The organism is Bradyrhizobium sp. SZCCHNR1015, assembly GCF_032489875.1.
Lineage (GTDB): Bacteria > Pseudomonadota > Alphaproteobacteria > Rhizobiales > Xanthobacteraceae > Bradyrhizobium.
Map to the genome: position 1 here is coordinate 1 of NZ_JAUEYW010000012.1, position 24,727 is coordinate 24,727.

Genomic DNA, 24,727 nt, shown 5'->3' on the forward strand with positions numbered 1-24,727 from the left:
GTACCTGCCGCCTGCATTCTTTTGAGCAGGCGGGCCACGGGCCTCAGCCGAGGTCCGGCCTTCCTCGCGCCCTCTCGATTTTCAGGAGGGACATGATTGCCGCATCACCTGCGCCTCATGGGCGGCGGGAAGGCGGCGTCGCGTCTTTATGGGTTGTCTCGGGCACAGTGTGATGGAAGGCGCCAACCGCGATCTCAGCCGTCGTCCCGGCCTTGCACAGGGACCCATAACCCCAGGAAGATGTGTGAGGCACGCTGGTGGATCGATCTCGCTTCACCACCATGGCCGGTGGCTATGGGTCCCGGCGCAGGGCCGGGACGACACCGGTTGTGACGCGCGAGCTCTGGCAAGCGAGACATCGACCGACCGGCGCCACCATCGCGGTTCGCCTCACGCTTCCAGCGCCGTCCTGATCATGCGCGCGAGATCGGCGCTCATATACGGCTTCGCCAGCAGCAGCACGTCGGCATCGAGCCGGCCATGATGCACGATCGCGTTCTCCGTGTAGCCCGATGTGTAGAGCACCTTCAGTCCGGGACGGCGCTTCTCGGCCTCGATCGCGAGCTGGCGGCCGTTCATGCCGCCTGGAATGATGACGTCGGTGAACAGCAGGTCGATGCGTTCCGGATTGTCGATCAGCGCCAGGCCCTCGGCGGCGTTGCTGGCGGCGAGCGTGCGATAGCCGAGCCGCCGCACCTGCGCGACCACGTAGTCCCGCACCAGCGCATCGTCCTCGACGATCAGAATGGTCTCGCCGCCGCGCGCCACCGCCGGACGTGCCGTGTCGGCGGCAGGCAGCTCCGGCGCGCCCGCGGCCCGCGGCAGATAGAGCTTCACGGTGGTGCCGTGGCCTTCCTCGCTGTAGATCTTGACGTGGCCGTTCGACTGCTTGACGAAGCCATAGACCATGCTGAGCCCGAGGCCCGAGCCCTTGCCGACGTCCTTGGTGGTGAAGAACGGCTCGAACACCTTGTCGAGCAGCGGGCCGGGAATGCCCTGGCCGGTGTCGCTGACCGCGATCATGACGTAGCTGCCGGGCTTGGCGTCGCGGTTCAACTGCGCATAGTGCTCGTCGAGCGTGACGTTCTTGGTCTCCAGGGTCAGCTTGCCGCCGTCCGGCATCGCGTCGCGGGCGTTGAGCGCGAGGTTGAGGATCGCGGTCGAGAGCTGGCTCGGATCGATCAGCGCCGGCGCGCTGTCATGGGCCAGCATCGATTCGATCTCGATCTGCTCGCCGAGGGTCGGCCGCAGCAGGCGGCCGGCCTCGACGATGAGTGCATTGATGTCGGTGGCGCGCGGCTGCAGCGGCTGGCGGCGCGAGAAGGCGAGCAGATGCCGGGTCAGATCGGCGCCGCGCTCGGCGGCGGCGCTGATCATGCCGGCGATGCCGGCGAGCTGGGGCTTGTCCTTGACGGCGTCGGCAAGGATCTCGATCGTCCCGGTGATGACGGTCAGGATGTTGTTGAAGTCGTGCGCGACGCCGCCGGTGAGCTGGCCGATCGCCTCCATCTTCTGCGCCTGACGGACCTGGGCCTCGTTGGCCTCGATTTCCTGGAATCGCCGCACCATCGCTTCCGCGGCGCGGCGCTGCCGGATCTCCTCCTCGAGCTGCGCATAGGCTTTCTGCAAGGTGATGCGCGTCGGCAGGACCAGAAGCTGAGGCAGCATCTTGATCATGATGACGATGATTCCGATCGAGGTGACGCCGAGAAAGACGTTGATGATGTCCGTGATGGTCGAGGTCGGCACCCAGAGATCGACGATCGCGAGCAGGCGGGTGACCCCGACGACGGCCACGAAGGTCGCAAGCGCCCCGACGATGCCGCGGAACATGACGTCGCGCCAGCGCCGCCGCAGGAACGTGCCGACGACGAAGGCGATGGTGAAGAAGGCGCTGGCGATCAGTCCGTTGGACACGACCTGCAGCCATGTCCATGCCACCGCGCCCTCCAGACCCGCCGCTTGCACCGTCAACGTCGGCATATGCAAACCATCCTCAACAACGCAACCCGCCAAATCCGGGCTCGCCCGGTCTGTCGTCGTCGCAACCCGAACGGATCATTCAGCTTTTCGTCTCGGGTGCAAGGGCAATGGCGGCTTCGACGTGCATCGCGGCAGGGCGCCCTCGCCGCGAATGCCGCTCCGCCGCGCGGCGTCAAAAGCCTGCCACACATCCTTTACCGCCCGGTCACGCGGTTGTTAACGCGCCGACCTAAGCCGCTCGACACCGTCATCACCATGGGGAATGAACGAGATGTCGAACACGATCGCGCACAACCGGCGCGAGTTCCTGCGGCTGCTCGGAGCGTCGGCTGCGACCGCCGCCCTCGGCCAGAGCATCGAGCGCGCGCATGCCATTCCGGCGTTCAATCGCCACGGCAGCATCGAGGACGTCAAGCACATCGTGGTGCTGATGCAGGAGAACCGCGCCTTCGACCATTATTTCGGTGCGATGCGCGGCGTGCGCGGCTTCAACGATCCCCGCGCGGTGAAGCTGCCGAACGGCAACCCGGTGTGGCAGCAGCCGAACGGCGCGGGGGCGGTGATGCCGTTCCGCGTCGACAATGCCGGCCAGGTCTATGTCGAGGACGTCGCCCATGGCTGGAACGACGGTCAGAAGGCCTGGAACAACGGCAACTACGACAAGTGGATCGCCAACAAGGGCACCACGACCATGACCTGCATGAACCGGCAGGATCTGCCCTGGCACTATGCGCTGGCCGACGCCTTCACGGTGTGCGATCAGTATTTCTGCTCGGTGATGGGACCGACCGATCCGAATCGCTACTACCTGTGGACCGGCTGGGACGGCAACGATGGCAAGGGCGGCGGACCGGTCATCACCAATGCGGAAGCCGGCTACGACTGGACCACGTTCCCGGAGCGGCTGGAGAAGGCGGGCATCTCCTGGAAGGTCTATCAGGACATCGGCACCGGGCTGAATGCAGCCGGCTCCTGGGGCTGGACCCAGAATCCGTGGATCGGCAATTACGGCGACAACTCGCTGCTGTATTTCCACCAGTACCAGAATTCGCAAGCAGGCAGTCCGCTGTACGAGAAGGCGCTGCGCGGCAGCAACATCGCCAATGGCGGCACGTTCGAGAACCTGTTCGACGGGCTGCGCAACGACGTCCGTAACGGCACCCTGCCGCAGGTCTCGTGGATCGCAGCTCCCGAGGCGTTCAGCGAGCATCCGAACTGGCTGCCGGGGCCGGGCGCCTGGTACATCTCCAAGGTGCTCGACATCCTGACGTCGAATCCGGAGCTGTGGAGCAAGACCGCGCTGATCATCAACTACGACGAAGGCGGCGGCTTCTTCGACCATGTCGTCGGTCCGTATCCGGCGATGTCGCAGGCCTGGGGACAGTCGACCGTCGATGTGAGCACGGACCTCTTCGCCGGCGATGGCAGCCACATGGCCGGTCCCTACGGCCTCGGCGTCCGCGTGCCGATGCTGGTGGTGTCGCCGTGGTCGCGCGGCGGCTTCGTGTGCTCGGAAGTGTTCGACCACACTTCTGTGATCCGCTTCATCGAGCGCCGCTTCCACCACAAGGCGCCCGATCTGTTCGAGAGCAACATCCCGGCATGGCGGCGCGCGGTGTGCGGCGATCTCACCTCGGCGTTCAACTTCACATCGCCCAACGAAGGCATGGCGCCGCTGCCGAGCACGGCCGGCTACAAGCCGCCGGTCGCCGACATCACCTCGGGCGCGCGCTTCGACGACTATCATCCGGTGCCGCCCGCCAAGCAGGTCCTGCCGCAGCAGGAGCCGGGCATCCGTCCGGCGCGCGCGCTGCCCTACGATCTGCGTGTCGACGGCGATGCCGATGCCGCGCACAAGACGTTCGGAATCCGCTTCGTCAATCCGGGGCAGGCCGGCGTCTGCTTCCACGTTCGTTCCGGCAACACCGCGGCCGGCCCGTGGAGCTACACCGTCGAAGCCGGGAAATCGCTGCACGGCGTGTGGGACCTCGCGGCCAGCGCCGGCCAGTACGATCTGTCGGTGTACGGGCCGAACGGCTTCTTCCGCCACTTCAAGGGCGGCGTCGCCACCACCGCGGCGCTCGTCGATGTCGATACCGTCCATCTCTGCGATTGGGACGACGGCGACGATGCCCGCAGCCTTGCGATCGCGCTCACCAACAAGGGCGCGAGCTGCGTGGTGACTCTGGCCGACAACTACACCGGACGCAGCGAGCGGCACCGGCTGCAGCGCGGCCAGCGGCTGGAGACGCGGGTTCGCCTGCAGCAGACCCATGGCTGGTACGACCTGACGGTCACGACGGACGGCGACGCCAACTTCAACTGGCAGCTTGCAGGCCACGTCGAGAACGGTCGGCCCAGCATCAGCGATCCGGCGATGGGCAGGATCGCCGCGACCTGATCGCAGACGACGGCGGGAGGCGCCCGGAGCAAACCGGGCACCTCTCACGACGACGAAGCGACGAGGCCTTCGTTGGTCGCATCGTCGGCATTGGGATCGCCTGGCGCGGTGGCCCAGGCGAGCTCGACCAGGGTGACGATGCGGCGGCCGGCGCCGTCGAGCTGGCAGACGATGAGGCCCTGGTCCTCGATATAGGTCAGCAGGCGCTGCGCCCGGCGCAGCGAGTGCGAGCCGTAGGCGCGGGCGATCGCGGCATCGCTCGGGCAGGGGCGGCCGTCCTTGGCGGCGCGGGCGATCATCATGAACACGCCCTGCATGTCCTCGGGCAGCAGCGAGGCGCGCAAGGTGACGTCCTGCCAGCCGGCGTCGTCGGCCGCGTCATCGCCGCCGAGGCCGGCACGGGCGCGGGTCAGCATGCGGCGGAACTCGTTGAGGTCGGGCACGGCCGTGCCGAGCCCCTCGATGCGGCAGCGGACGACGAACTCCTGGTAGAGCACGCCGACGGCGCGGAAGCCCGCGTCGGGCTCGGCCAGCACCGCGCGCAAGACGCGCTCGACGCGGGCTTTGCGCTCGGCGAGCTCCTCCTCGCTGACGGCGGGCGCCGGCGGCTCGGGGCGCAGCTCGAGCGCAGCAGACTTCGCCGCCATCAGCTGGTCGAGCAGCTCGGGCTGCGGCTTGCGCTGCGGCCGCGCGTTGGTCTCGGGCGGCGGTGCGGCGAGAATCACCGCGCGGGCGTCTTCGAGCGACGCTTCCGGCAGCGGCATCAGCCGCGGCGTCGCGTTGCGCGGCTTGGTGTCGGTCGGGCCGATGCGCAGGCCCAACGGCCGGCGCGACAGCGCGGGGCCCAGCGCCATGAACTGGCCGCGCTCGAGGTCGCGGAACGCCTCGGCCTGGCGCCGCTCCATGCCGAGCAGGTCGGCAGCGCGGGCCATGTCGATGTCGAGGAAGGTGCGGCCCATGAGGAAGTTCGAGGCCTCGGCCGCGACGTTCTTGGCGAGCTTCGCCAGCCGCTGCGTCGCGATCACGCCCGCCAGCCCGCGCTTGCGGCCGCGGCACATCAGGTTGGTCATCGCGCCCAGCGACGCCTTGCGGGCCTCGTCGGAGACTTCGCCCGCGACGGCCGGTGCGAACAATTGGGCTTCGTCGACCACGACCAGCATCGGGTACCAATGGTCGCGGGAGATCTCGAACAGGCCGTTGAGAAAGGCGGCCGCGCGCCGCATCTGATTCTCGGCATCGAGGCCTTCGAGGTTGAGCACCGTCGAGACGCGATGCATCCGGGCCCGCTCGCCGGCGACCTGCAGGGCGCGCTCGGTGTGGTCCTCGGCCTCGATCACGAGATGGCCGAATCGCTCGGCCAAGGTGACGAAGTCACCCTCGGGGTCGATGATCGTCTGCTGCACCCAGGGCGCGCTCTGCTCCAGCAGGCGGCGCAGGAGATGCGACTTGCCGGAGCCGGAATTGCCCTGCACCAGGAGCCGGGTCGCCAGCAGTTCCTCGAGGTCCAGGGCGGCAGGCGATCCCGCCGCCGTCTGCCCCATCTCGATCGCAACCGTCATGTGCCCCGACTCAACCCCGCTTCACGCAGAGGCTGGCGCTTAACAAGCGCAGCCGCGCACGTCGAGCGTTTGCGTTGGACTGTCCCAAGTTGCGAGATCGGCTGTGGATGGACGGATGGATCCCGCCGCGCCGCCGAGTTCCTCGTTGATGCGCTCGTTGCCCGTTCGGGCCAGTGCTTGGCGCCCGCGCGCATTTCACGATATTGTGCGATGAAAAAGGGGCCAGGAGTGAACGAGCATTCGGATGCCGGTCGCGCGACGTTTCAGGCGTTCGCGCGCGCGGCCGACTTCCTGCAGGGAGGCGGGGAGATGGGAGCGCTCATGCGCATCCATGATTGGTCACGGACGCCGTTGGGGCCGCCCGAGAGCTGGCCTCAGTCGTTGCGCACGTCGATCAGCACCTGCCTGGACTGCGCGTTCCCGATCCTGATCTGGTGGGGCCCGGAGCTCGTCATGCTCTACAATGACGAATATCGCCCGATCCTCGGCTCGCAGAAGCATCCGGCCGCGCTCGGGGCGCCGGGGCACGCGGTATGGTCCGAGATCTGGGAGGTCATCGGCCCGATGTTGCGGCACGTCATTGGGCTTGGCGAAGCGACCCGTTCGCGCGACATGCCGCTGTTCATCGACCGCCATGGCTACCTCGAAGAGACCTATTTTTCGTTCTCCTATTCGCCGATTCGCGACGAGACCGGCGGTGTCGGCGGTGTCTTCACCCCCGTCATCGAGACGACGGCCCGGGTCGTGGGCGAACGCCGCATGCGGACCTTGCGCGATCTCGCCGCGCGCGGCCGTGCCGACAGTCTGGCGGATGCTTGTCGCGAAGCCACCGACGTCCTCGCCGAGAATCCGCATGATGTCCCGTTTGCGCTGATCTACCAACTCGGCGAGGACCAGCGATCGGCACGGTTGCTGAGCGCCGCGGGGGTACACCCGGACAGTGCAATCGCGCCGGCGCAGATTGCCCTCGACAGCGATGGGGACAGGCTGTGGCCGGTCCGGGCGGCGGCGCGCGCGGTGGCGCCGATTCGCGTCGTGCTGGATCGTGCGAAATTTGCCGGCGTCCCGACCGGCGCATGGCCCGAGCCGCCGCAGCTGGCACTGGCGCTGCCGGTTGCGACGGGGCGGGAGCAGGCGACGGCGATCCTGATCTGTGGCGTCAATCCGCGCCGCGCCCTCGACGCCGAGCATCAGGGCTTCTTCGATCTGATGGCCGCTCAGCTCGGCAGCGCCTTCGCCGAGACGCTCGCCTATGAGCAGGAGCGGCGCCGCGCTGAGACGCTCGCCGAGATCGATCGCGCCAAGACCGCGTTCTTCGCCAATGTGAGCCACGAGTTCCGTACGCCGCTGACGCTGATGCTCGGTCCGCTCGAAGATGTGCTGCGGTCGCAGAGCTTGCCGCCGGCAGATCGCGACCGGTTGGAGATCGCCCAGCGCAATGCCTTGCGGCTGCTCAAGCTGGTCAACACGCTGCTGGATTTCTCGCGGATCGAGGCCGGCAGGATGCAGGCGGTCTACGCGCCGGTTGACCTCGCGAGCCTGACCGCGGAGATCGCCAGCACCTTCCGCTCGGCGATCGAAGCCGCCGGCCTCAGGCTGATCGTGGATTGCCCGACGCTGCCGGAGCCGGCCTATGTCGATTGCGAAATGTGGGAGAAGATCGTCCTCAACCTGCTCTCCAACGCGTTCAAATTCACCTTCACGGGCGACATCGAGGTCCGGCTCGTCACCTGCGATCGTCATTTCGAGCTGAGCGTGAAGGACACCGGGACCGGCATCCCGCAGCACGAGCTGCCGCGGCTCTTCGAGCGTTTCCATCGCGTCGCCGGCGCGTTCGGCCGCACCCATGAAGGCTCGGGCATCGGGCTCGCACTGGTGCATGAGCTCGCCAAGCTGCACGGCGGATCCGTCGCGGCGACCAGCGAAGCCGGGCAGGGGAGCACGTTCGCGGTCAGAATCCCCAGGGGACGAAGTCATCTCCCGTCCGATGCGGCGCCGGCGCAGGAACCGATGCTTCGCGGTGCGCGGCCGTTCATCGCGGAGGCATTGCGCTGGCTGCCGGATCCGCCGTCGCTCGACGCGCATGCCGTTCCGGACATCGACATCACCACCACGTCAGCCGACAGGGCCGGGCCGCGCCCCCGCATCCTCCTGGCCGACGACAATGCCGACATGCGCGACTATGTCCGCCGCCTGCTCGCCGCGCGCTACGATGTCGAGACCGTCGCCGATGGTGAAGCCGCGCTCGCGGCCATCGCCCGCGACAAGCCCGACCTCGTTCTGTCCGATGTGATGATGCCGCGCATCGACGGCATGCAGTTGCTGGCACGGCTGCGCGCCGATGAACGGGTCGGTACCATCCCGGTGATCCTGCTGTCGGCCCGGGCCGGAGAAGAGAGCCGCGTCGAAGGCATGGAGGCCGGTGCGGATGATTATCTGATCAAGCCGTTCAGTGCGCGTGAACTGCTGGCGCGTGTCGAGGCGCATCTCAAGATGGCCCGTCTGCGTGCCGAAGCGACGGAGCGACTGCGCGCCAGCGAGGAGCGCTATCGCGCTTTCGTAACCGCGAGCTCCGACGTCGTCTATCGCATGAGCCCGGACTGGCGGGAGATGCGCCAGTTGCAGGGCAAGGACTTCATCGCCGATACGATGAAACCGAGCCAGGGCTGGCTCGCCAAATACATTCATCCGGACGATCAGGCGCAGGTGACTGCGGCGATCAGCAGGGCCGTCGCGACGAAGGGCATGTTCGAGCTGGAGCACCGCGTGATCAGGATCGATGGCAGCCTCGGCTGGATCGATTCGCGCGCCATCCCCATTCTCGGGCGTGACGGCGAGATCATCGAGTGGTTCGGGACGGCGCGCGACATCTCCGAGCAGAACAAGGCCGAACGGGAATTGCGCAAGAGCGAGGAGCGCCTGCGCAGCGCGGTCGAGGTCGGGCGGCTCGGCCTGTGGGACTGGAACGTCGCAACCGGCGAGGTCTATTGGTCGGACGAGCACTTTCGCATGGAAGGCTATGCTGTTGGCGAGCTGACCCCGAGCTACGAGGCCTGGGCGGCGCGCATCCATCCCGACGATCGTCCCGCAGCCGAAGCCGCGCTTCACCGCGCGATGGAGGCGCACCAGGAATATGTCAGCGAGTTTCGCGTGGTGCATCCGGGCGGCGCAATTCGCTGCCTGTACGGCCGTGGGCGCTTCTTCTATGACGACGCGGGACGACCGATCCGCATGACCGGCGCCATGGTCGACGTGACCGAGCGGCGTGAATGGGAGGAGCGGCAGAAGGTGCTGGTGGCCGAACTGCAGCATCGCACCCGCAACCTGCTGGGCGTGGTCCGCTCGATGGCCGACAAGACGGCGCGTGCCAGCGCCGATCTCGGCGATTTTCGCGCCCGCTTCCGTGATCGGCTGGATACGCTGTCCCGAGCCCAGGGCCTGCTGTCCCGCCTCAAGGAGAATGATCGCGTCACCTTCGACGATCTGATCCGTAGCGAGCTGTCGGCTGTCGCCGGCGGTTCGGAGCGCATCGGGCTGTCGGGACCGTCCGGCGTCAGGCTGCGGTCGTCGACCGTTCAGACCCTTGCCATGGCCCTGCACGAGCTCGCCACCAACGCGGTCAAGTATGGCGCGCTGGCGCAGCCCTCGGGCCGGCTCTGCGTGGTCTGGTCGCTCGAGCGCGAAGGCGCGGAAGGCGAGCCCTGGCTGCATGTCGAGTGGCGCGAGAGCGGCGTCGACATGCCGCCGCCAGCCACGATGCCCGTCGGCACGGGGCAAGGGCGCGAGCTGATCGAACAGGCCTTGCCCTATCAGCTCAGCGCGAGGACCTCGTACGCTTTCGCATCCGACGGTGTCCGTTGCACGATATCGATTCCCGTTTCGCTCACCACACTGGAGCTTGAGGATCATGCCTGAACGCTCGCTTCGCGACCGTCATATCCTCATCGTCGAGGACGAGTATATGCTTGCCGACGAGCTGCGCTGCGCCTTCGGTAGTGCCGGCGGCACGATCCTGGGCCCGGTCGGAACCGTCCCTGACGCGCTCGCCTTGATCAAACGCGAGGGGCGGATCGAAGGCGCCGTTCTCGACGTGAACCTGCGCGGCGACATGGCGTTTCCGGTCGCCGATCTGCTGGTCGAACGCGGCGTGCCCTTCGTTTTCACCACCGGCTATGACGAATCGGTGATCCCGGACCGCTTCTCGAAGATCCTCCGCTGCGAGAAGCCGATTGCCGTCGATGGGATCATGCGTGCGCTCGGACGCCTGATCAAGAGGACGGCGCCGCAATGACGCGCCGGTCGGATTGAGCCGGGCGCCCTCACACCTCGCGCCGGCTGAGGAAGGCGAGCCGCTCGAACAGGTGGACGTCCTGCTCGTTCTTGAGCAGCGCACCGTGCAGCGGCGGGATCAGCTTGCGCGGATCGCGCTCGCGCAGCTGCTCGGGACCGATGTCCTCGTTGAGCAGCAGCTTGAGCCAGTCGAGCAGCTCGGAGGTCGACGGCTTCTTCTTCAGGCCGGGCACGTCGCGGACCTCGAAGAAGATGCGCAGCGCTTCCTCGACCAGCCGCTTTTTGATGTTCGGGAAGTGCACGTCGACGATCCGGCCCATCGTATCCGGATCGGGGAACTTGATGTAGTGGAAGAAGCAGCGGCGCAGGAACGCATCCGGCAGCTCCTTCTCGTTGTTGGACGTGATGATGACGATCGGGCGCAGCTTCGCCTTGATGGTCTCGTTGGTCTCGTAGACGTGGAATTCCATCCGGTCGAGCTCGAGCAGCAGGTCGTTCGGAAACTCGATGTCGGCCTTGTCGATCTCGTCGATCAGGAGCACCGGCCGCTGCTCGGCCGTGAAGGCCTCCCACAGCTTGCCGCGCTTGATGTAGTTCTTGATGTCGGACACCCTGGAGTCGCCGAGCTGGCTGTCGCGCAGTCGCGAGACGGCGTCGTATTCGTAAAGGCCCTGCTGCGCCTTGGTGGTCGACTTGATGTGCCAGGTGAGCAGCGGCGCGTTGACGGCCTTGGCGACTTCCTCGGCCAGCACGGTCTTGCCGGTCCCCGGCTCGCCCTTCACCAGCAGCGGGCGCTCGAGCACGATCGCCGCATTGACGGCCACTTTGAGGTCGTCGGTGGCGACGTAGTCCTGGGTGCCGGTAAATTTCATCGCGTCTCGCTCATCGTTCGAACTTGTGTTGAGTGGCTACGCAGCGGCAACGCCGCTGCGGCTTTGAGATGATGGCTGCCATCGGAAGCAGAAATAATCAAGCGCGCCTGATCAATGAGAGGATCACGAGCACGATGACGGCGCCGATCGTGGCGTCCAGGATCGCCCCCAGCGTGCCGCTGGCAAGCGCAATGTGCAGCGCCGGCAGCACGTAGCTTGCGACCAGCGCGCCGATGATGCCGATGACCATGTTGCCGATCAGGCCGAAACCTGCGCCGCGCACGATCAGCCCCGCCAGCCAGCCCGCGACGGCGCCGATGATCAGTGCTGCAATGATACCCATGAAAGCCCCCATTCCGCCTGTTGTTCCAGGGATTGTAGAGCAAAATGCCGGCGGGTCCAGCGTGGGGCGTGGAGCGGCCCTTGACGCGCCCTCCGGGCCGCGCGATCTAATGGGCATGTTCCTGCAATTCTTCACAGCACTGCGCGACGCGCAGGTCCCGGTCTCCTTGCGTGAATATCTCACGCTGATGGAGGCTGTCGACGCCGACCTCGCCGAGCATTCGGTCGAGAATTTCTACTATCTGTCGCGCACCGCGCTGGTGAAGGACGAACGCAATCTCGACAAGTTCGATCGCGTGTTCGGCTCCGTGTTCAAGGGGCTGGAGAGCCTGCTCGACGCGATGGAGAAGGCCGAAATCCCCGAGGAATGGCTGAGGAAGCTGGCCGAGAAATACCTCACCGAGGAAGAGAAGAAAGAGATCGAGGCCATGGGCTGGGACAAGCTCATGGAGACCTTGAAGAAGCGCCTGGAAGAGCAGAAGGGCCGTCACCAGGGCGGCAGCAAGTGGATCGGCACGGCGGGCACGTCGCCGTTCGGCGCCTATGGCTACAACCCCGAAGGCGTCCGCATCGGCCAGGAGAAGAACCGCAACAACCGCGCCGTGAAGGTGTGGGACCGGCGCGAGTTCAAGGATCTCGACGGCAATGTCGAGCTCGGCATCCGCAACATCAAGGTGGCGCTGCGCCGCTTGCGCAAGTTCGCCCGCACCGGCGCGCCGGACGAGCTCGATCTGGACACCACGATCCGCGAGACCGCCAATCACGGCTATCTCGACGTGCACATGCGGCCCGAGCGGCGCAATGCGGTGAAGGTGCTGGTGTTCTTCGACATCGGCGGCTCGATGGATACGCACATCGCCCAGGTCGAGGAGCTGTTCTCGGCCGCCAAGAGCGAATTCAAGCACATGGAATATTTCTACTTCCACAACTGCCTCTATGAGGGCGTGTGGAAGCAGAACAAGCGCCGCTTCACCGACCGCACGCCGACCTGGGACGTGCTGCACAAGTACCCGCACGACTACAAGGTCGTGTTCGTCGGCGACGCCTCGATGTCGCCTTATGAGATCATGGTGCCCGGCGGCTCGGTCGAGCACGTCAACGAGGAGCCGGGCTCGGTGTGGCTCGACCGCGTCATCCGCACCTATCCCCACGCGGTGTGGCTCAATCCGGTGGCGCAGAAGCATTGGGACTATTCGGAGTCCACCACCCTCATTCGCCGCATCTTCTCCGAGCGCATGTATCCGATCACGATCGAGGGATTGGAAGCGGCGATGAAGGAGCTGGTGAGGTAAGGCGCTCGTTCTGCGGCGCGCGATGCAAGGCCGTCGTTGCGGGCGGTCGCGATAGCGACCAAATCCGGAATATCGAGCTTGTGCGATCGGCTCTGGATTCCGGGTTCGGTCCTGACGGACGCCCCCGGAATGTAGACGCGAAACGACGCCGCTCGGCGGCTGGAAAAGACGAAGGAAGAAGACATGCCCCAGACCATCACGCGCGGGATCAAGGCGCTGCTCGATGAAGCCAATGCCGAGATCGAGACGCTCTCGGCGGCTGAGGCGATCGCGGCGGCGAAGCGCGACGATGTCGTGATCGTCGATATCAGGGATCCCCGAGAGATCGAGCGTGAGGGCAGGATTCCCGGCGCGTTCTCGTGCACCCGCGGCATGCTGGAGTTCTGGATCGACCCGCAGAGCCCCTATGCCAAGCCGGTCTTTCAGCAGGACAAGACGTTCATCTTTCATTGCGCCGGCGGCCTGCGCTCGGCGCTCGCGGCCAAGACCGCGCAGGACATGGGCCTGAAGCCGGTCGCCCATATCGGTGGCGGTTTCGCGGCGTGGCGCGACTGCGGCGGGCCGGTCGAGGCCTGGGCGCCGAAGAAGAAGGATTGATCGCTGCCCGTCGCACGCGGGCTTGACCCGCGTGTCCATCGCTTCGACAAGGTGGATCGCCGGATCAAGTCCGGCGATGACGATCGAATGTGAAGCCCGGAGCTTTTGCGCATGACCATCCACGACGACCCTCTCGTCTCCACCGACTGGCTCGCTGCGCATCTGGGCGATCCCAAGGTGAAGGTGCTCGACGCGACCTTCAAGATGCCGGGTGTGCTGCCGCTGCCGAAGGACGATTACCTGAAGGCGCACATCCCCGGCGCCGTGTTTTTCGACGTCGACGAGGTCTCCGACCATTCCAATCCGCTGCCGCACATGTATCCGAGCGCCGCGCAGTTCGGCCGCGACGCCGGCCGGCTCGGCGTCAGCAATGGCGATACGGTGGTGGTCTATGATTCCGGCGGCTGGGTCGCCGCGCCGCGCGCCTGGTGGATGTTCCTGTCGTTCGGCCACACGGATGTGCACGTGCTCGACGGCGGGCTGAAGAAGTGGATGGCGGAGGGGCGCCGGGTCGAGAGCGGGCAGGTCACGCCGGCGCTTGGCACGTTCAGCGCGACGTTCGATGCCGCGCGCGTGCGCCGGATCGAGCAGATGGTCGCCAATCTCGCCGGCAATGCCGAGCAGGTGATCGATGCGCGGCAGGCGCCGCGCTTCGCGGGCGAGGTCGCCGAGCCGCGGCCCGGTCTCCGATCCGGCCATATCCCCGGCAGCCGCAATCTGCCCTATGCGGAGCTGTTCGACGCGGCGACCGGCGTGATGAAGCCGCTAGACGAGCTACGTAAGGCGTTCGGCGCCGCTGGCGTCGATCTCGCCAGGCCGATCGTCACCTCCTGCGGCTCCGGGGTGTCGGCGGCGGTGCTGACGCTGGCGCTCTATCGTCTCGGCATCCGCGACACCGCGCTCTACGACGGCTCGTGGTCGGAATGGGGCGTCGAGAACGGTCCGCCGGTTGCGACCGGGCCGGCCTGATCGCTAGCTCCGCCTACCGCGTGCGCGGCCCGGCAGCCTGCTGGACGGCCGCCTGCGGTTGACCAAATGGCTGCTGTCCGAATGGATCGGGGAACGCGGTCTGTTGCTGCAGTTGGGCCGCTGCCTGCCGCGCCGCCCTGACGCGCTGGGCGATGCGCCGCTGCTTGGCGCGGCGCGCCGCAACCTGCTTCTCCCGGGCCTGGCGCTTCTTGAGGATGCTCCGGCGCAACTGAACGCTCGCGACCTTCACCGAGGCACGATGCTCGCCGGCCGCGGGCCGCTCCTGGTGCGCCGGCTGCTCGGCCAGCGCGGCGAGCTTGGCCGCGATCGGGTCGAGCACCGCCGGAACGGGCGCGGCGGCGGCTGCGGTCGTCATCATCGGATCGGCGCTGGCGAGAATCTGAGGAGCCGGCGGCGGCGGTGAGACCACGGCGGCCGCAGCTTCGGTCGACGCCGGCGGCGGGGGCGGCGCTGCAGTCGCGGGCGAACTGTCCATGCTCGGCCTGTCGGAGACTTTTTCGACCGGAACGACGATCGAAGCGGACGTGTCCGGAATGGGGCGCTCCGGTTTGGTGCTCTCGATCCGGTCGTTCGTCACGGACGCGGTCTCGACGATGGCGGAGGTGCGGGACGTGTCGACCGTTTCCGCCGGCAGCGAGGGCGTAGGCACATCGGTGGCCACCGCAACGGGCGTCGCCTCGGGCGTCTCGGCGGCCGGCGCCGCCGTCGACGGCGCGCTCGGCGGCTCGGACGCTGCCGGGGGAGCATCGGCCACGACCGGCGGCGGCGTCACCGGCGGTGTCGGAATCGAATCCACCCGCAGCACCGCGAGCACCGGCGTGGGTTCGGCCGGCGGCAGGAACGTGGTGAAGCCGGAGGCCTGAGTCGTGCGCCAGGACGCGTTGCTGACGAACTGCTCGTGGGCCGCGCGCAACAGGGCCGCAGCGCCCATGCCGAAGATGGTGAGAGAGATGGAACAGACGATCGCGGCGACCAGAAAACGAAAGCCGGGAAGCATTGACGGTAACTCTCGCCACGGCAGCGTGACTGCCGAGACCTTAGAGCCAGTAGGGAACGCGGTGATCACAGGGAATGCCGCGTTCGCGACGAGGCCGGCTTCTGCCGTGCATCGCGAATCAGGCTCAGCTCAGAATACCGGAAGTGTTCCCGCCCGCTCGGCAAATCACGGCATCCATGGGGCCTGCGGGGGCTCCGCCGCACTTTTTCAGCGGCGTGAGACTTCCGTGCAACGACGGAGACATGATCACAAATTGCCGAAGTCGGGCCGCTCAGGCCGGAATTGTCTTGAATGCGCCGCTATCTTCGGCCATCTGGCACAGCAAAGGTCCCAATCGGCGGCTTGGGGATACTGCAAGGGCGATGATGATCAGACAAATCCTGACGGTTTGCGCGGTCGCGGCAGCGGGCGTGACGGCAACTTCGTTTGCCGAGGCACAGCAGGTCTATCAGACCGCGCCTGGAGCGTACTCACCGGCGCCGACGCCTTACCCGGCCGATGCGCGCGGGCAGGGGCAGGATTTTGACGCGCTCGACGATGAGAATGCGCCTGGCAATTCCGCGGCGTTGCCGCCGCCCGGCCCGGTGATCTCGCCGGACGATCCGCGCTACGGTCGTCCAGCCAATGCGCCGGTTTATGGTGCTGCGGCTCCGACCGGTCCCATCCTTTCTCCCGACGATCCTCGTTATGGACGTCCGGCCGGTGCGACGGTCTACGGAGCCGCTCCGACCGGCCCGGTGATGTCCCCGGATGATCCGCGCTATGGCCGCCCGGCTGGTCCGCCCCCGGTAATCTACGGTGATCGTCCTGCCTCCAGCCAGCAGGCCTATGGTGGCGCCAGCGCGCCCGGTGGCGACGCAGGCGCGCCGCGGCCGCCCGGCGCCGTCGGTGGCGCTCCGGCCGTCGCAGGCGCGGCACAGGCCCCGGCCGCCGGAGATCGGCCGATGACGGTGGCAGCTCTGCCGCCCGAGGAACAACCCGATGCGGCGCCGGCGCCGCTGCCGCCGAACCTGCGCCGCCAGGAGGTCGACTTCGTCACCAAGGAGCCGCCGGGAACGATCGTCGTCGATACGCCCAACACCTACCTCTATCTGGTGCTCGGCAATGGCCGGGCGATGCGCTACGGCGTCCGTGTCGGCCGCGAAGGCTTCACCTGGACCGGCGTGCAGAAGATCACCAAGAAGACCGAGTGGCCGGACTGGTATCCGCCGAGCGAGATGATCGAGCGGCAGCCCTATCTGCCGCGCTTCATGGCCGGCGGTCCCGGCAATCCGCTCGGTGCCCGCGCGATGTATCTCGGCTCGACCGTGTACCGCATCCACGGCACCAACCAGCCGTCGACGATTGGCAAGTTCGTGTCGTCGGGCTGCATCGGCATGCTGAACGACGACGTCGCCGACCTGTTCGACCGGGTCAAGGTCGGCACCCGTGTGGTCGTGATGCCGGGCGGTGCGCCTCCAGGTTCCAGCAAGAACATGGCTGCTGCCGCGGCCCCGGCCCCGGCACCCGTCCAGGCCCAGGCGACCGTGCCGGCGGCTGGCCAGCCCGCCAACATGCAGCCGCTGCCGCCGCCGGTGACGATCCGCTGAGGCGGGCGCGTGCGAGCTGATCACGTTGAAAACACCCTCCTCGGAGGGTGTTTTGCTGTGAGGGCCGCTCTCGTCTGCTTTTAAGCCAGCCGGCGCGGCGGCTCGGATCCGACCAGCCAGGCGGCAATGCAATCGACCATCTGGCCGTAATGGGCGCGAAAACTCTCCTCGGTGACGTAGCCGAGATGCGGTGTGAGCACGACGTTGCCGAGCCCGCGCAGCGGATGGGTGACCGGCAGCGGTTCCACCGAGAACACGTCGAGCCCGGCACCGGCGATGCGCTGGTCGCGCAGCGCCTGCAGCAGCGCGGCCTCGTCGACGATCGGCGCGCGCGAGGTGTTGACGAGATAGGCGGTCGGCTTCATGCGCGCGATGTCGGCCGCGCCCACCAGCCCGCGTGAGCGATCGCTGAGCACGACGTGGACGGTGATGACATCGGCGGCGGTGAACAGCTTCTCCTTGGTCGCGTAGCCTACTCCCGCCGCCTCGCAGCGTTCGGGCGTCAAATTGGGACTCCAGGCGATCACGTTCATGCCGAACGCCTTGCCGAGCTCTGCGACCTTGGTGCCGAGCTTGCCCAGCCCGATTACGCCCAGCGTCTTGCCCTCGATCTCCACGCCGCCCAGCGCCTGCCAGGGCTCCCCGGCGTGCATGCGCGCGTTCTCCTGGCCGATCCTGCGCGTCAGCTCCAGGATCAGGCCCATGGTGAGCGGTGCGGTGGGGTCACGGCCATATTGCGTGCCGCAGACGACGACGCTGCGTGCCTTGGCGGCCTCCATGTCGATGGCGGCGTTGCGCATGCCCGAGGTGATCAGGAGCTTCAGCTTCGGCAACCGCTCGATCAGGGAGCGGGGCAATGGCGTCCGCTCGCGCATCGCGCAGATGATGTCGGCATCGGTGAGCGCGCTGGCGGCCGCTTCCTCGTTGCCGAACGGCTGTGTGAAAGCCGTCACATCCACCCTGTCGGCCAGCCGGGGCCAGTCGGCCAATGAGAGGGCTGTATCGTAATAGTCGTCGAGGATCGCACAGCGCAGCCGTGTCATCGGCAGGGTCCATTCATCGGGGGACGGCGGCAATGGTGAATGCCGTCAGGAATGGAGCCATGCTTGCGCGCAACGGGCTGGTTGCGCAAGGCATCGTGACGCTCTTACGCGGACCCAGGCGACGTCAATCGAGGCGGGACTTCAGCCGGAACGCGGCGTCATCGCCGTACTTGGCGCGCCAGGCGGGGCCGGGGCCGCGCATGTAGTGCAATTCTGGCCGGTACGGGTTGAAGGCGCGCGCGACGAATTCGCGCCAGAAGCCGCGGATGTCGTCCGCGATCCCGGATCGGTCTTTGCGGTGTGCCGCCGAAGCGGGCAGGGAGGCTGACGTGAAGGCTGCCATGACGGGCTCTCGCTGTTGTCGGTCGCGGCTTTTGCCGCTTGGGCACGCGGGTCTTGCGGGCCGGGACCGAGTGTCCCGCCGAATTAATTAAAAGATGGTTGCAATTGTCGTGATCGGCCGCACACAAGGTGCCGGACCCGTAATCGTCCGTGGACGGCAGGCCGGGCCGGCGCGAAGTTTGACCGGGATTCTCCCGGCATTTGTTCCGGCCGAGACCGGCTCGCCGGTTGCCCTTTGGGGACCGCGCGGTTACATCAGCGGCAACCATTTTCCGAAAATTCCGGCAGGCTTCAAGGGACACGCGATGGCGCGCCAGTTCGTCTACTTCATGCAGGGTCTGTCCAAGACCTACCCGACCCGCAAGGTGCTCGATAACATTCACCTGTCGTTCTATCCGGACGCCAAGATCGGTGTGCTCGGCGTCAACGGCTCGGGCAAATCGACCCTGCTCAAGATCATGGCCGGCATCGACAAGGACTATACCGGCGAGGCCTGGGTGGCCGAGGGTGCCCGCGTCGGCTATCTCGAGCAGGAGCCGCAGCTCGATCCGAAGCTCACGGTGCGCGAGAACGTCATGCTCGGCGTCGGCAAGCAGAAGGCGATCCTCGATCGGTACAACGAGCTGGCGATGAACTACTCGGAAGAGACCGCCGACGAGATGACCAAGCTGCAGGACGAGATCGAGGCGCAGGGCCTTTGGGATCTCGACAGCAAGGTCGACCAGGCGATGGATGCGCTGCGCTGTCCGCCCGACGATGCCGACGTCACCAAGCTGTCCGGCGGCGAGCGTCGCCGCGTCGCCTTGTGCAAGCTGCTGCTCGACCAGCCCGAGCTGCTGCTGCTCGACGAACCGACCAACCATCTCGACGCTGAATCGGTGTCCTGGCTCGAAGGTCACCTGCGCAATTATCCGGGCGCGATCCTGATCGTGACCCACGATCGCTACTTCCTCGACAACGTCACCAGCTGGATCCTGGAGCTCGATCGCGGCAGGGGCATCCCCTACGAGGGCAACTATTCGTCCTGGCTGCAGCAGAAGCAGAAGCGGCTGGAGCAGGAGGGCCGCGAGGATGCCGCGCATCAGCGCACTTTGGCGCGTGAGCAGGAGTGGATCGCGGCGTCGCCGAAGGCCCGCCAGGCGAAGTCCAAGGCGCGCTACCAGCGCTATGAGGAGCTGCTCAAGAAGGCCAGCGAGAAGCAGACCCAGACCGCGCAGATCATCATTCCCGTCGCCGAGCGGCTCGGACAGAATGTGGTCGATTTCGACGGGCTGTCCAAGAGCTTCGGCGATCGCGTGCTGATCGACAACCTCACCTTCAAACTGCCGCCGGGCGGCATCGTCGGCGTGATCGGTCCGAACGGCGCCGGCAAGACCACGTTGTTCCGCATGATCACGGGACAAGAGAAGCCGGATGCCGGCACCATCACCATCGGTGAGACCGTGCATCTCGGCTATGTCGACCAGTCGCGCGACGCTCTCGACGGCAACAAGACGGTATGGGAGGAGATCTCCGGCGGCAACGAGCTGATCCTGCTCGGCAAGAAGGAAGTCAACTCGCGCGGCTATTGCTCGGCGTTCAACTTCAAGGGCGCCGACCAGCAGAAGAAGGTCGGGGCACTCTCGGGCGGTGAGCGCAATCGCGTGCATCTCGCCAAGATGCTGAAGTCGGGCGCCAACGTGCTGCTGCTCGACGAGCCGACCAACGATCTCGACGTCGACACCTTGCGCGCCCTCGAAGAGGCCTTGGAGGATTTCGCCGGCTGCGCCGTCATCATCAGCCACGACCGCTGGTTCCTCGACCGTATCGCGACCCACATGCTGGCCTTCGAGGGCGACAGCCACGTCGAATGGTTCGAAGGCAACTTCCAGGACTACGAGAAGGACAAGATGCGCCGGCTCGGCCAGGACAGCGTGATCCCGCACCGGGTCAAGTACAAGAAGCTGACGCGCTGATCTCAGGACATCGCGAGGCGTGACGCTGTCTTCGTTCCGGGACAAAGCGTCGCGCCCAGGCTGCGGCCAGTTGTCGCTTCCATGTGCGACGTGATTGCGTAGATAGTCGTTCCGCAATCCCATCCAGCCGCGAGAAAATCCCATCATGTCTTCCCCCGACGCGATCCTGTCCTCCAAGGGCGGAGCGCTGCGCCCCATACCCATGCTGATCTTCGGCTCGCGCTGGCTGCAGCTGCCGCTCTATGTCGGGCTGATCATCGCGCAGGGCGTCTATGTCGTGCTCTTCCTCAAAGAGCTCTGGCACCTGTTCGCCCACGCCTTCGATTTCTCAGAGCAGCAGATCATGCTCGCGGTGCTCGGCCTGATCGATGTGGTCATGATCTCGAACCTGCTCGTGATGGTGATCGTCGGCGGCTACGAGACCTTCGTGTCGCGGCTCAATCTGCAGGGCCATCCGGACGAGCCGGAATGGCTCAGCCACGTCAATGCCAGCGTGCTGAAGATCAAGCTCGCCATGGCGATCATCGGCATCTCGTCGATCCATCTGCTGCGCACCTTCATCGAAGCCGGCGCGCTGTCGTCAGGCAAGTCGAACTACACCGAGACCGGCGTGATGTGGCAGACCATCATTCACACGGTCTTCATTCTCTCCGCCATCGGAATCGCCGTCGTCGACAAATTGTCGAATGCCGCGATCGAGGAGGCGAAGCAGGCGGCGGGGCATTGAGCGGAAGAGTCGGGTTCCGGCGCATGGCCTGCTGACGTTCACAAGCGCCGCGAGCCATGCTAACCCTATTGCATGGCTCGGCAGTTGCTCTTCGGTTTGCGCAGGCTCGTCCTGATTGGTGTGGCGCTCTGCATCCTCGGCGATGGCCAGGCGAGCGCCGCCGACGGCGACTTCACCCAATTCGTGGCTTCGCTCTGGCCCGAGGCCAAGGAGCAGGGCGTTTCGCGCGTGACGTTCGATGCCGAGACGCGCGAGCTCGAGCCCGACTACAAGCTTCCCGACCTGCTGCTGCCAGGCCGTCCGGCAACAGGCGCTCCGGCGCAGGCCGAGTTCGTGCAGGTGCCGGCCGACTACATCAAGGAAGCCTCGATCGCGCGGCTCGCCGCGTATGGCCAGAAGCTGATCCAGCAATATCGTCCCGCGCTCGCCGAGATCGAGCGCCGCTTCGGCGTTCCGGGACCTGTCGTGCTCGCCATCTGGGGCCGCGAGACCGATTTCGGCCGCTACGCGCTGCCCTACGATGCGCTGCGCGTGCTGGCGACCCAGGCCTATGTCGGTCGCCGCAAGGACCAGTACCGCACCGAATTCATCATGGCGCTGAAGATGCTGAGCGACGGCGTGGTGTCGCGCCGCGATCTCAGGGCGTCATGGGGCGGGGCGGTCGGGCTCACACAGTTCCTGCCGTCGGAGTACTACAAGCACGGTGTCGATCTCGATGGCGACGGCAAGGTCGATCTCTGGCATTCGGTGCCGGACGCGCTGGGCTCGGCGGCGCTGCAGCTTGCGAACAAGGGCTGGCAGCGCGGCGTGCGCTGGGCCTACGAGGTCAAGCCGCCGGCAAATGTGGACTGCGCGATCGGCGTGCCGGAGGTGAAGAAGCCGATCGGCGAATGGCTGCGCGCGGGCTTCGTGCCGGTGCGCGGCCAGCGGTTGAGTGCTGCCGAGCAGCAGCAGCCGGCGTCGCTGCTGCAGCCCGAGGGCATCTATGGTCCGGCGTTCCTGACGACGGCGAACTACTTCGTCATCAAGGAATACAATTTCTCCGATCTCTACGTGCTGTTCGTCGGTCACCTCGCGGATCGCATGACGAGCCCGGCCCCGTTCGCGACACCATGGTCGGCGTCGAAGCAGCTTCGGAGCAAGGACGTCGAGGCGATGCAGAAGGGCCTGATGCGGCTCGGTCTCTACGGCGATAAGCTGGACGGCAAGGCCGGCATGCAGACCCGTGCCGCACTCGGCGTATTTCAGAAGAAGGCGGGCCTGAAGGTCGACTGCTGGCCGAGCGAATCAGTGCTGCAGGCGATCGACGCCGCGCGCTGATCGAGTGAAATCAGCCGAGCAGGCGGGCAGCAAAAAGCCCGGCCGCAGGGCCGGGCTTGTTGCGAGCTATGCGTCGTCGGGATCAGTAGCAGACGCGAACCGGGCGGGACACCCAGCCATAACCGTCCCAATAGCGCTCACGACGCCACACGCACGGCGGCGGGCCCGGCGGAGGGGCTTCGACGTAGACCGGACCGCCATAGGCCGGACGGCTGGACGCGATCGCGCCGCCGAGCAGGGCGCCGCCGATCAGGCCGGCAGCCACGCCGGCACCGACGTCGCCGGCCTTGGCGGCCGGTGCCGTCATGCTCAGCGAACCGGCGATGGTCGCAACCGCAAGCACTGCGGTCAGGATCTTCTTCATGTTCCGAGATCTCCTGGAAGGCGCCCTCGCGAGCGCCGGGTTGGTGATTCACGCACGATCAGGGCCGTCAGCGTCGCGAGAAAACACGACAATCCGTCAACCCTTCGTAAACTCTGTCCGACCTGATGCGACGGAAAAACGGTTTTTTCTGGCCGTGTCAGCCGCCGTTCTCGAAATTCCGGTGCAAGGTCATGGAATTAATGAAGGTGAACGATCACTCGCAAACCCGGACGCGGCGAATCCGCCAGCCGTAGCCGTCCCAGAAGCGCTGGCGCTGCCAATAGCAGGCGTAGCCAGGATCGGCGATGTAGGCAGGCCCGCCGTAATAGGAGTAGCCCGGCCCGTAAGAATATCCGGGCCCATAATAATAGGGATTGCTGCCCGCAGCGATGGCGCCACCGATGAGGGCGCCGCCGAGCAGGCCGGCAGCGACACCAGCGGCGACACGACCATTGCGCGCTTCAGCAGGAGCAGGGGCCAGCGCTGCGGTCGACAGCGTCGCGACGGCGGCCAGAGCCGCAAGAGTCTTCTTCATGACCTTAACCTCTCTCACTCCAGGTCGGCGGATCGCGCATCAGGCGATACGGCAGGTTCACACATCCCGCTTGAATGATCAATGAACGGGCGCGTCCCATTGGACGACCCATCTCCGGGATACGTTCAATGCTGCATTGCACAAAAATCGCCGCCGGTCAGGAGCAGGCATGACCCCCGTGATGACGATCGTCGTGGCCATCGGATTGACCTCGGCCGCCTGCTACGCGCTGCTGGTTCGCGCCGGCCGCCGGCCCCACCACCGCCGCTCGTCCGCGGACAGCACCGGCGTCGATTCCGATGGGGCGTCCAGCTCCAGTCAGGGGAGCGGTGTCGCAAGTTGGTTTTCCAATACCTCGTCGGACGTGATGGGAAACCCGATCGACGGCGGAGGTGACAGTGGCGACGGTGGTGGAGGGGACGGTGGTGGGGGCGACTGAGTTGCAGCGGCTTGATCGCCGCCCGCCCATATTCGGCGGCAACTTTGATCTGCGGCAAGCTCGTATAGTTGGAGGCATTCTAGATTGATCGGGAAATTGGAATAGCTTCAAAAGCGCCGTTTTCCCTTTGCGCGGGTAGCTGCGGATGACTATCGATACCTGACCAAGGACGATTGGCCGGTTTCTCATGATTGTTTGTTCCTGCAACGTCATCAGCGATCACGACATCCGCAACGCGGTAAAGTCCGCGGACGAACTGCCGCGGAACCCGAAGCAGGTCTACGGTTGCCTGGGGTGCAGCGCGGAATGCGGCCGCTGTGCGCGCACGATCAAGACGATCATCGACGAGGCGCTGGGTCCCTGTGCCCGCGCCTGCCAGGCCGGCTGTCAGCACGGCCACCATCATGGGACGACGCCGGCGAAGGCGATCGATGACGACCTTCAGAGCCGTTTCGCGCTTGCTGCCTGCTGACAGGCATTGCACTCGGTCGCGTCGTTCTCCGCCCGAAAAATGCACATGAACGGGGGTCGTCTCCGCACTTCGAACCTGTTATTGAGCGCCTGCGGCCTCTAACTTTTTCGGAGCTTATCCATGCAGGGCGACCCCAAGGTCATCGAATATCTCAACAAGGGATTGCGCAGCGAGCTGACTGCCATCAACCAATATTGGCTGCACTATCGCCTGTTGAACAATTGGGGCCTTCTCGACATGGCGAAGGTCTGGCGCAAGGAATCCATCGAGGAGATGGAGCACGCCGACAAGTTCACCGACCGCATTCTCTTCCTCGACGGCTTCCCCAACATGCAGGTGCTCGATCCGCTGCGCATCGGCCAGAACGTCAAGGAGATCATCGAATGCGATCTCGCCGCCGAGATCGGTGCGCGGACGCTGTATCAGGAGGCCGCCACCTATTGCCACGGCGTCAAGGACTACGTGTCGCGCGACCTTTTCGAGCAACTGATGAAGGACGAGGAGCATCACATCGATTTCCTCGAGACCCAGCTCGACCTCATCAACCGCATCGGGCTCGAGCTCTACACGCAGAAGCACGTCGGCGGCCTCGAGAGCGAGCACTGACGGCGGCGGCGA

General features: G+C 66.2%; 22 protein-coding genes. 13 read left to right on the forward strand and 9 right to left on the reverse strand.

The window, feature by feature from the left end:
* Positions 1-390: 390 nt before the first annotated feature.
* A complete protein-coding gene (locus QX128_RS20485) occupies positions 391-1,983 on the reverse strand; it encodes an ATP-binding protein (RefSeq protein ID WP_316177810.1) in 1,593 nt (530 codons plus the stop codon).
* A 271-nt stretch (positions 1,984-2,254) separates the two neighbouring features.
* On the opposite strand from QX128_RS20485, the gene QX128_RS20490 reads away from it, so the two are divergent.
* Positions 2,255-4,384, forward strand: coding sequence for a phosphocholine-specific phospholipase C (locus QX128_RS20490; RefSeq protein WP_316177812.1), 2,130 nt, complete (start codon positions 2,255-2,257; stop codon positions 4,382-4,384).
* A 44-nt stretch (positions 4,385-4,428) separates the two neighbouring features.
* On the opposite strand, the gene QX128_RS20495 is transcribed toward QX128_RS20490, so the two are convergent.
* Positions 4,429-5,943, reverse strand: a complete 1,515-nt coding sequence (locus tag QX128_RS20495; RefSeq protein WP_316177814.1) for an ATP-binding protein — start codon at positions 5,941-5,943, stop codon at positions 4,429-4,431.
* Positions 5,944-6,264: 321 nt separating this feature from the next.
* Between QX128_RS20495 and QX128_RS20500 the strand changes: the two genes are divergently transcribed.
* Both QX128_RS20500 and QX128_RS20505 read left to right on the forward strand, forming a co-directional pair.
* Entirely contained in the window at positions 6,265-9,858 is a 3,594-nt protein-coding gene (locus QX128_RS20500) for a PAS domain-containing protein (RefSeq protein ID WP_316238352.1), read from the forward strand.
* On the forward strand, positions 9,851-10,234 hold the full coding sequence (locus QX128_RS20505; protein WP_315804509.1) for a response regulator: 384 nt from the start codon (positions 9,851-9,853) through the stop codon (positions 10,232-10,234). Before QX128_RS20500 ends, QX128_RS20505 begins: the two co-directional genes overlap by 8 nt.
* Positions 10,235-10,262: 28 nt before the next feature.
* On the opposite strand, the gene QX128_RS20510 is transcribed toward QX128_RS20505, so the two are convergent.
* Complete coding sequence (locus QX128_RS20510) at positions 10,263-11,105, reverse strand: MoxR family ATPase (RefSeq protein WP_315717852.1); 843 nt, start codon at positions 11,103-11,105, stop codon at positions 10,263-10,265.
* A gap of 97 nt (positions 11,106-11,202) precedes the next feature.
* Positions 11,203-11,448 (reverse strand): GlsB/YeaQ/YmgE family stress response membrane protein, encoded by a 246-nt coding sequence (locus QX128_RS20515; RefSeq protein WP_315717851.1) that lies wholly within the window; start codon positions 11,446-11,448, stop codon positions 11,203-11,205.
* Between the two features lie 115 nt (positions 11,449-11,563).
* Here QX128_RS20515 and QX128_RS20520 point away from each other — a divergent pair, with 115 nt between their 5' ends.
* The 3 genes from QX128_RS20520 to sseA all read left to right on the forward strand — a co-directional run bounded on the left by QX128_RS20520 (position 11,564) and on the right by sseA (position 14,305).
* The gene (locus tag QX128_RS20520) at positions 11,564-12,739 is read left to right on the forward strand and encodes a VWA domain-containing protein (RefSeq protein ID WP_316238353.1); all 1,176 of its coding nucleotides are present in this window, start codon (positions 11,564-11,566) and stop codon (positions 12,737-12,739) included.
* A gap of 183 nt (positions 12,740-12,922) precedes the next feature.
* Positions 12,923-13,336, forward strand: coding sequence for a rhodanese-like domain-containing protein (locus QX128_RS20525; protein ID WP_315804511.1), 414 nt, complete (start codon positions 12,923-12,925; stop codon positions 13,334-13,336).
* A 111-nt stretch (positions 13,337-13,447) separates the two neighbouring features.
* Positions 13,448-14,305, forward strand: a complete 858-nt coding sequence (gene sseA / locus QX128_RS20530) for a 3-mercaptopyruvate sulfurtransferase (RefSeq protein ID WP_316238354.1) — start codon at positions 13,448-13,450, stop codon at positions 14,303-14,305.
* A gap of 13 nt (positions 14,306-14,318) precedes the next feature.
* On the opposite strand, the gene QX128_RS20535 is transcribed toward sseA, so the two are convergent.
* Positions 14,319-15,392, reverse strand: coding sequence for a hypothetical protein (locus QX128_RS20535; RefSeq protein WP_315804513.1), 1,074 nt, complete (start codon positions 15,390-15,392; stop codon positions 14,319-14,321).
* Positions 15,393-15,685: 293 nt separating this feature from the next.
* Here QX128_RS20535 and QX128_RS20540 point away from each other — a divergent pair, with 293 nt between their 5' ends.
* Positions 15,686-16,912, forward strand: a complete 1,227-nt coding sequence (locus QX128_RS20540) for a L,D-transpeptidase (RefSeq protein WP_316238355.1) — start codon at positions 15,686-15,688, stop codon at positions 16,910-16,912.
* 80 nt (positions 16,913-16,992) lie between these two features.
* Here QX128_RS20540 and QX128_RS20545 read toward each other — a convergent pair whose 3' ends face one another.
* Positions 16,993-17,955, reverse strand: coding sequence for a D-2-hydroxyacid dehydrogenase family protein (locus QX128_RS20545; protein WP_316238356.1), 963 nt, complete (start codon positions 17,953-17,955; stop codon positions 16,993-16,995).
* A 124-nt stretch (positions 17,956-18,079) separates the two neighbouring features.
* Positions 18,080-18,298: a hypothetical protein gene (locus QX128_RS20550; protein ID WP_316238357.1), complete on the reverse strand. Its 219-nt coding sequence runs from the start codon at positions 18,296-18,298 to the stop codon at positions 18,080-18,082.
* Positions 18,299-18,602: 304 nt separating this feature from the next.
* Here QX128_RS20550 and ettA point away from each other — a divergent pair, with 304 nt between their 5' ends.
* From ettA to QX128_RS20565, 3 genes are all read left to right on the forward strand, one after another.
* Entirely contained in the window at positions 18,603-20,252 is a 1,650-nt protein-coding gene (gene ettA / locus QX128_RS20555; RefSeq protein WP_315804535.1) for an energy-dependent translational throttle protein EttA, read from the forward strand.
* Between the two features lie 145 nt (positions 20,253-20,397).
* On the forward strand, positions 20,398-20,979 hold the full coding sequence (locus QX128_RS20560) for a TIGR00645 family protein (protein WP_316238358.1): 582 nt from the start codon (positions 20,398-20,400) through the stop codon (positions 20,977-20,979).
* A gap of 72 nt (positions 20,980-21,051) precedes the next feature.
* Entirely contained in the window at positions 21,052-22,299 is a 1,248-nt protein-coding gene (locus QX128_RS20565) for a lytic murein transglycosylase (RefSeq protein ID WP_316238359.1), read from the forward strand.
* Between the two features lie 82 nt (positions 22,300-22,381).
* Here the strand turns inward: QX128_RS20565 and QX128_RS20570 are convergent, their stop codons facing one another.
* Together QX128_RS20570 and QX128_RS20575 are read right to left on the reverse strand one after the other, a co-directional pair.
* Positions 22,382-22,663 (reverse strand): hypothetical protein, encoded by a 282-nt coding sequence (locus QX128_RS20570; protein ID WP_315804519.1) that lies wholly within the window; start codon positions 22,661-22,663, stop codon positions 22,382-22,384.
* A 214-nt stretch (positions 22,664-22,877) separates the two neighbouring features.
* A complete protein-coding gene (locus tag QX128_RS20575; protein WP_315804520.1) occupies positions 22,878-23,198 on the reverse strand; it encodes a hypothetical protein in 321 nt (106 codons plus the stop codon).
* Positions 23,199-23,367: 169 nt separating this feature from the next.
* On the opposite strand from QX128_RS20575, the gene QX128_RS20580 reads away from it, so the two are divergent.
* From QX128_RS20580 to bfr, 3 genes are all read left to right on the forward strand, one after another.
* Positions 23,368-23,637, forward strand: coding sequence for a hypothetical protein (locus QX128_RS20580; protein WP_316238360.1), 270 nt, complete (start codon positions 23,368-23,370; stop codon positions 23,635-23,637).
* 187 nt (positions 23,638-23,824) lie between these two features.
* On the forward strand, positions 23,825-24,109 hold the full coding sequence (locus QX128_RS20585) for a bacterioferritin-associated ferredoxin (RefSeq protein WP_315804522.1): 285 nt from the start codon (positions 23,825-23,827) through the stop codon (positions 24,107-24,109).
* Between the two features lie 120 nt (positions 24,110-24,229).
* Complete coding sequence (gene bfr / locus QX128_RS20590) at positions 24,230-24,715, forward strand: bacterioferritin (RefSeq protein WP_315717837.1); 486 nt, start codon at positions 24,230-24,232, stop codon at positions 24,713-24,715.
* The last annotated feature ends 12 nt before the right edge of the window (positions 24,716-24,727 follow it).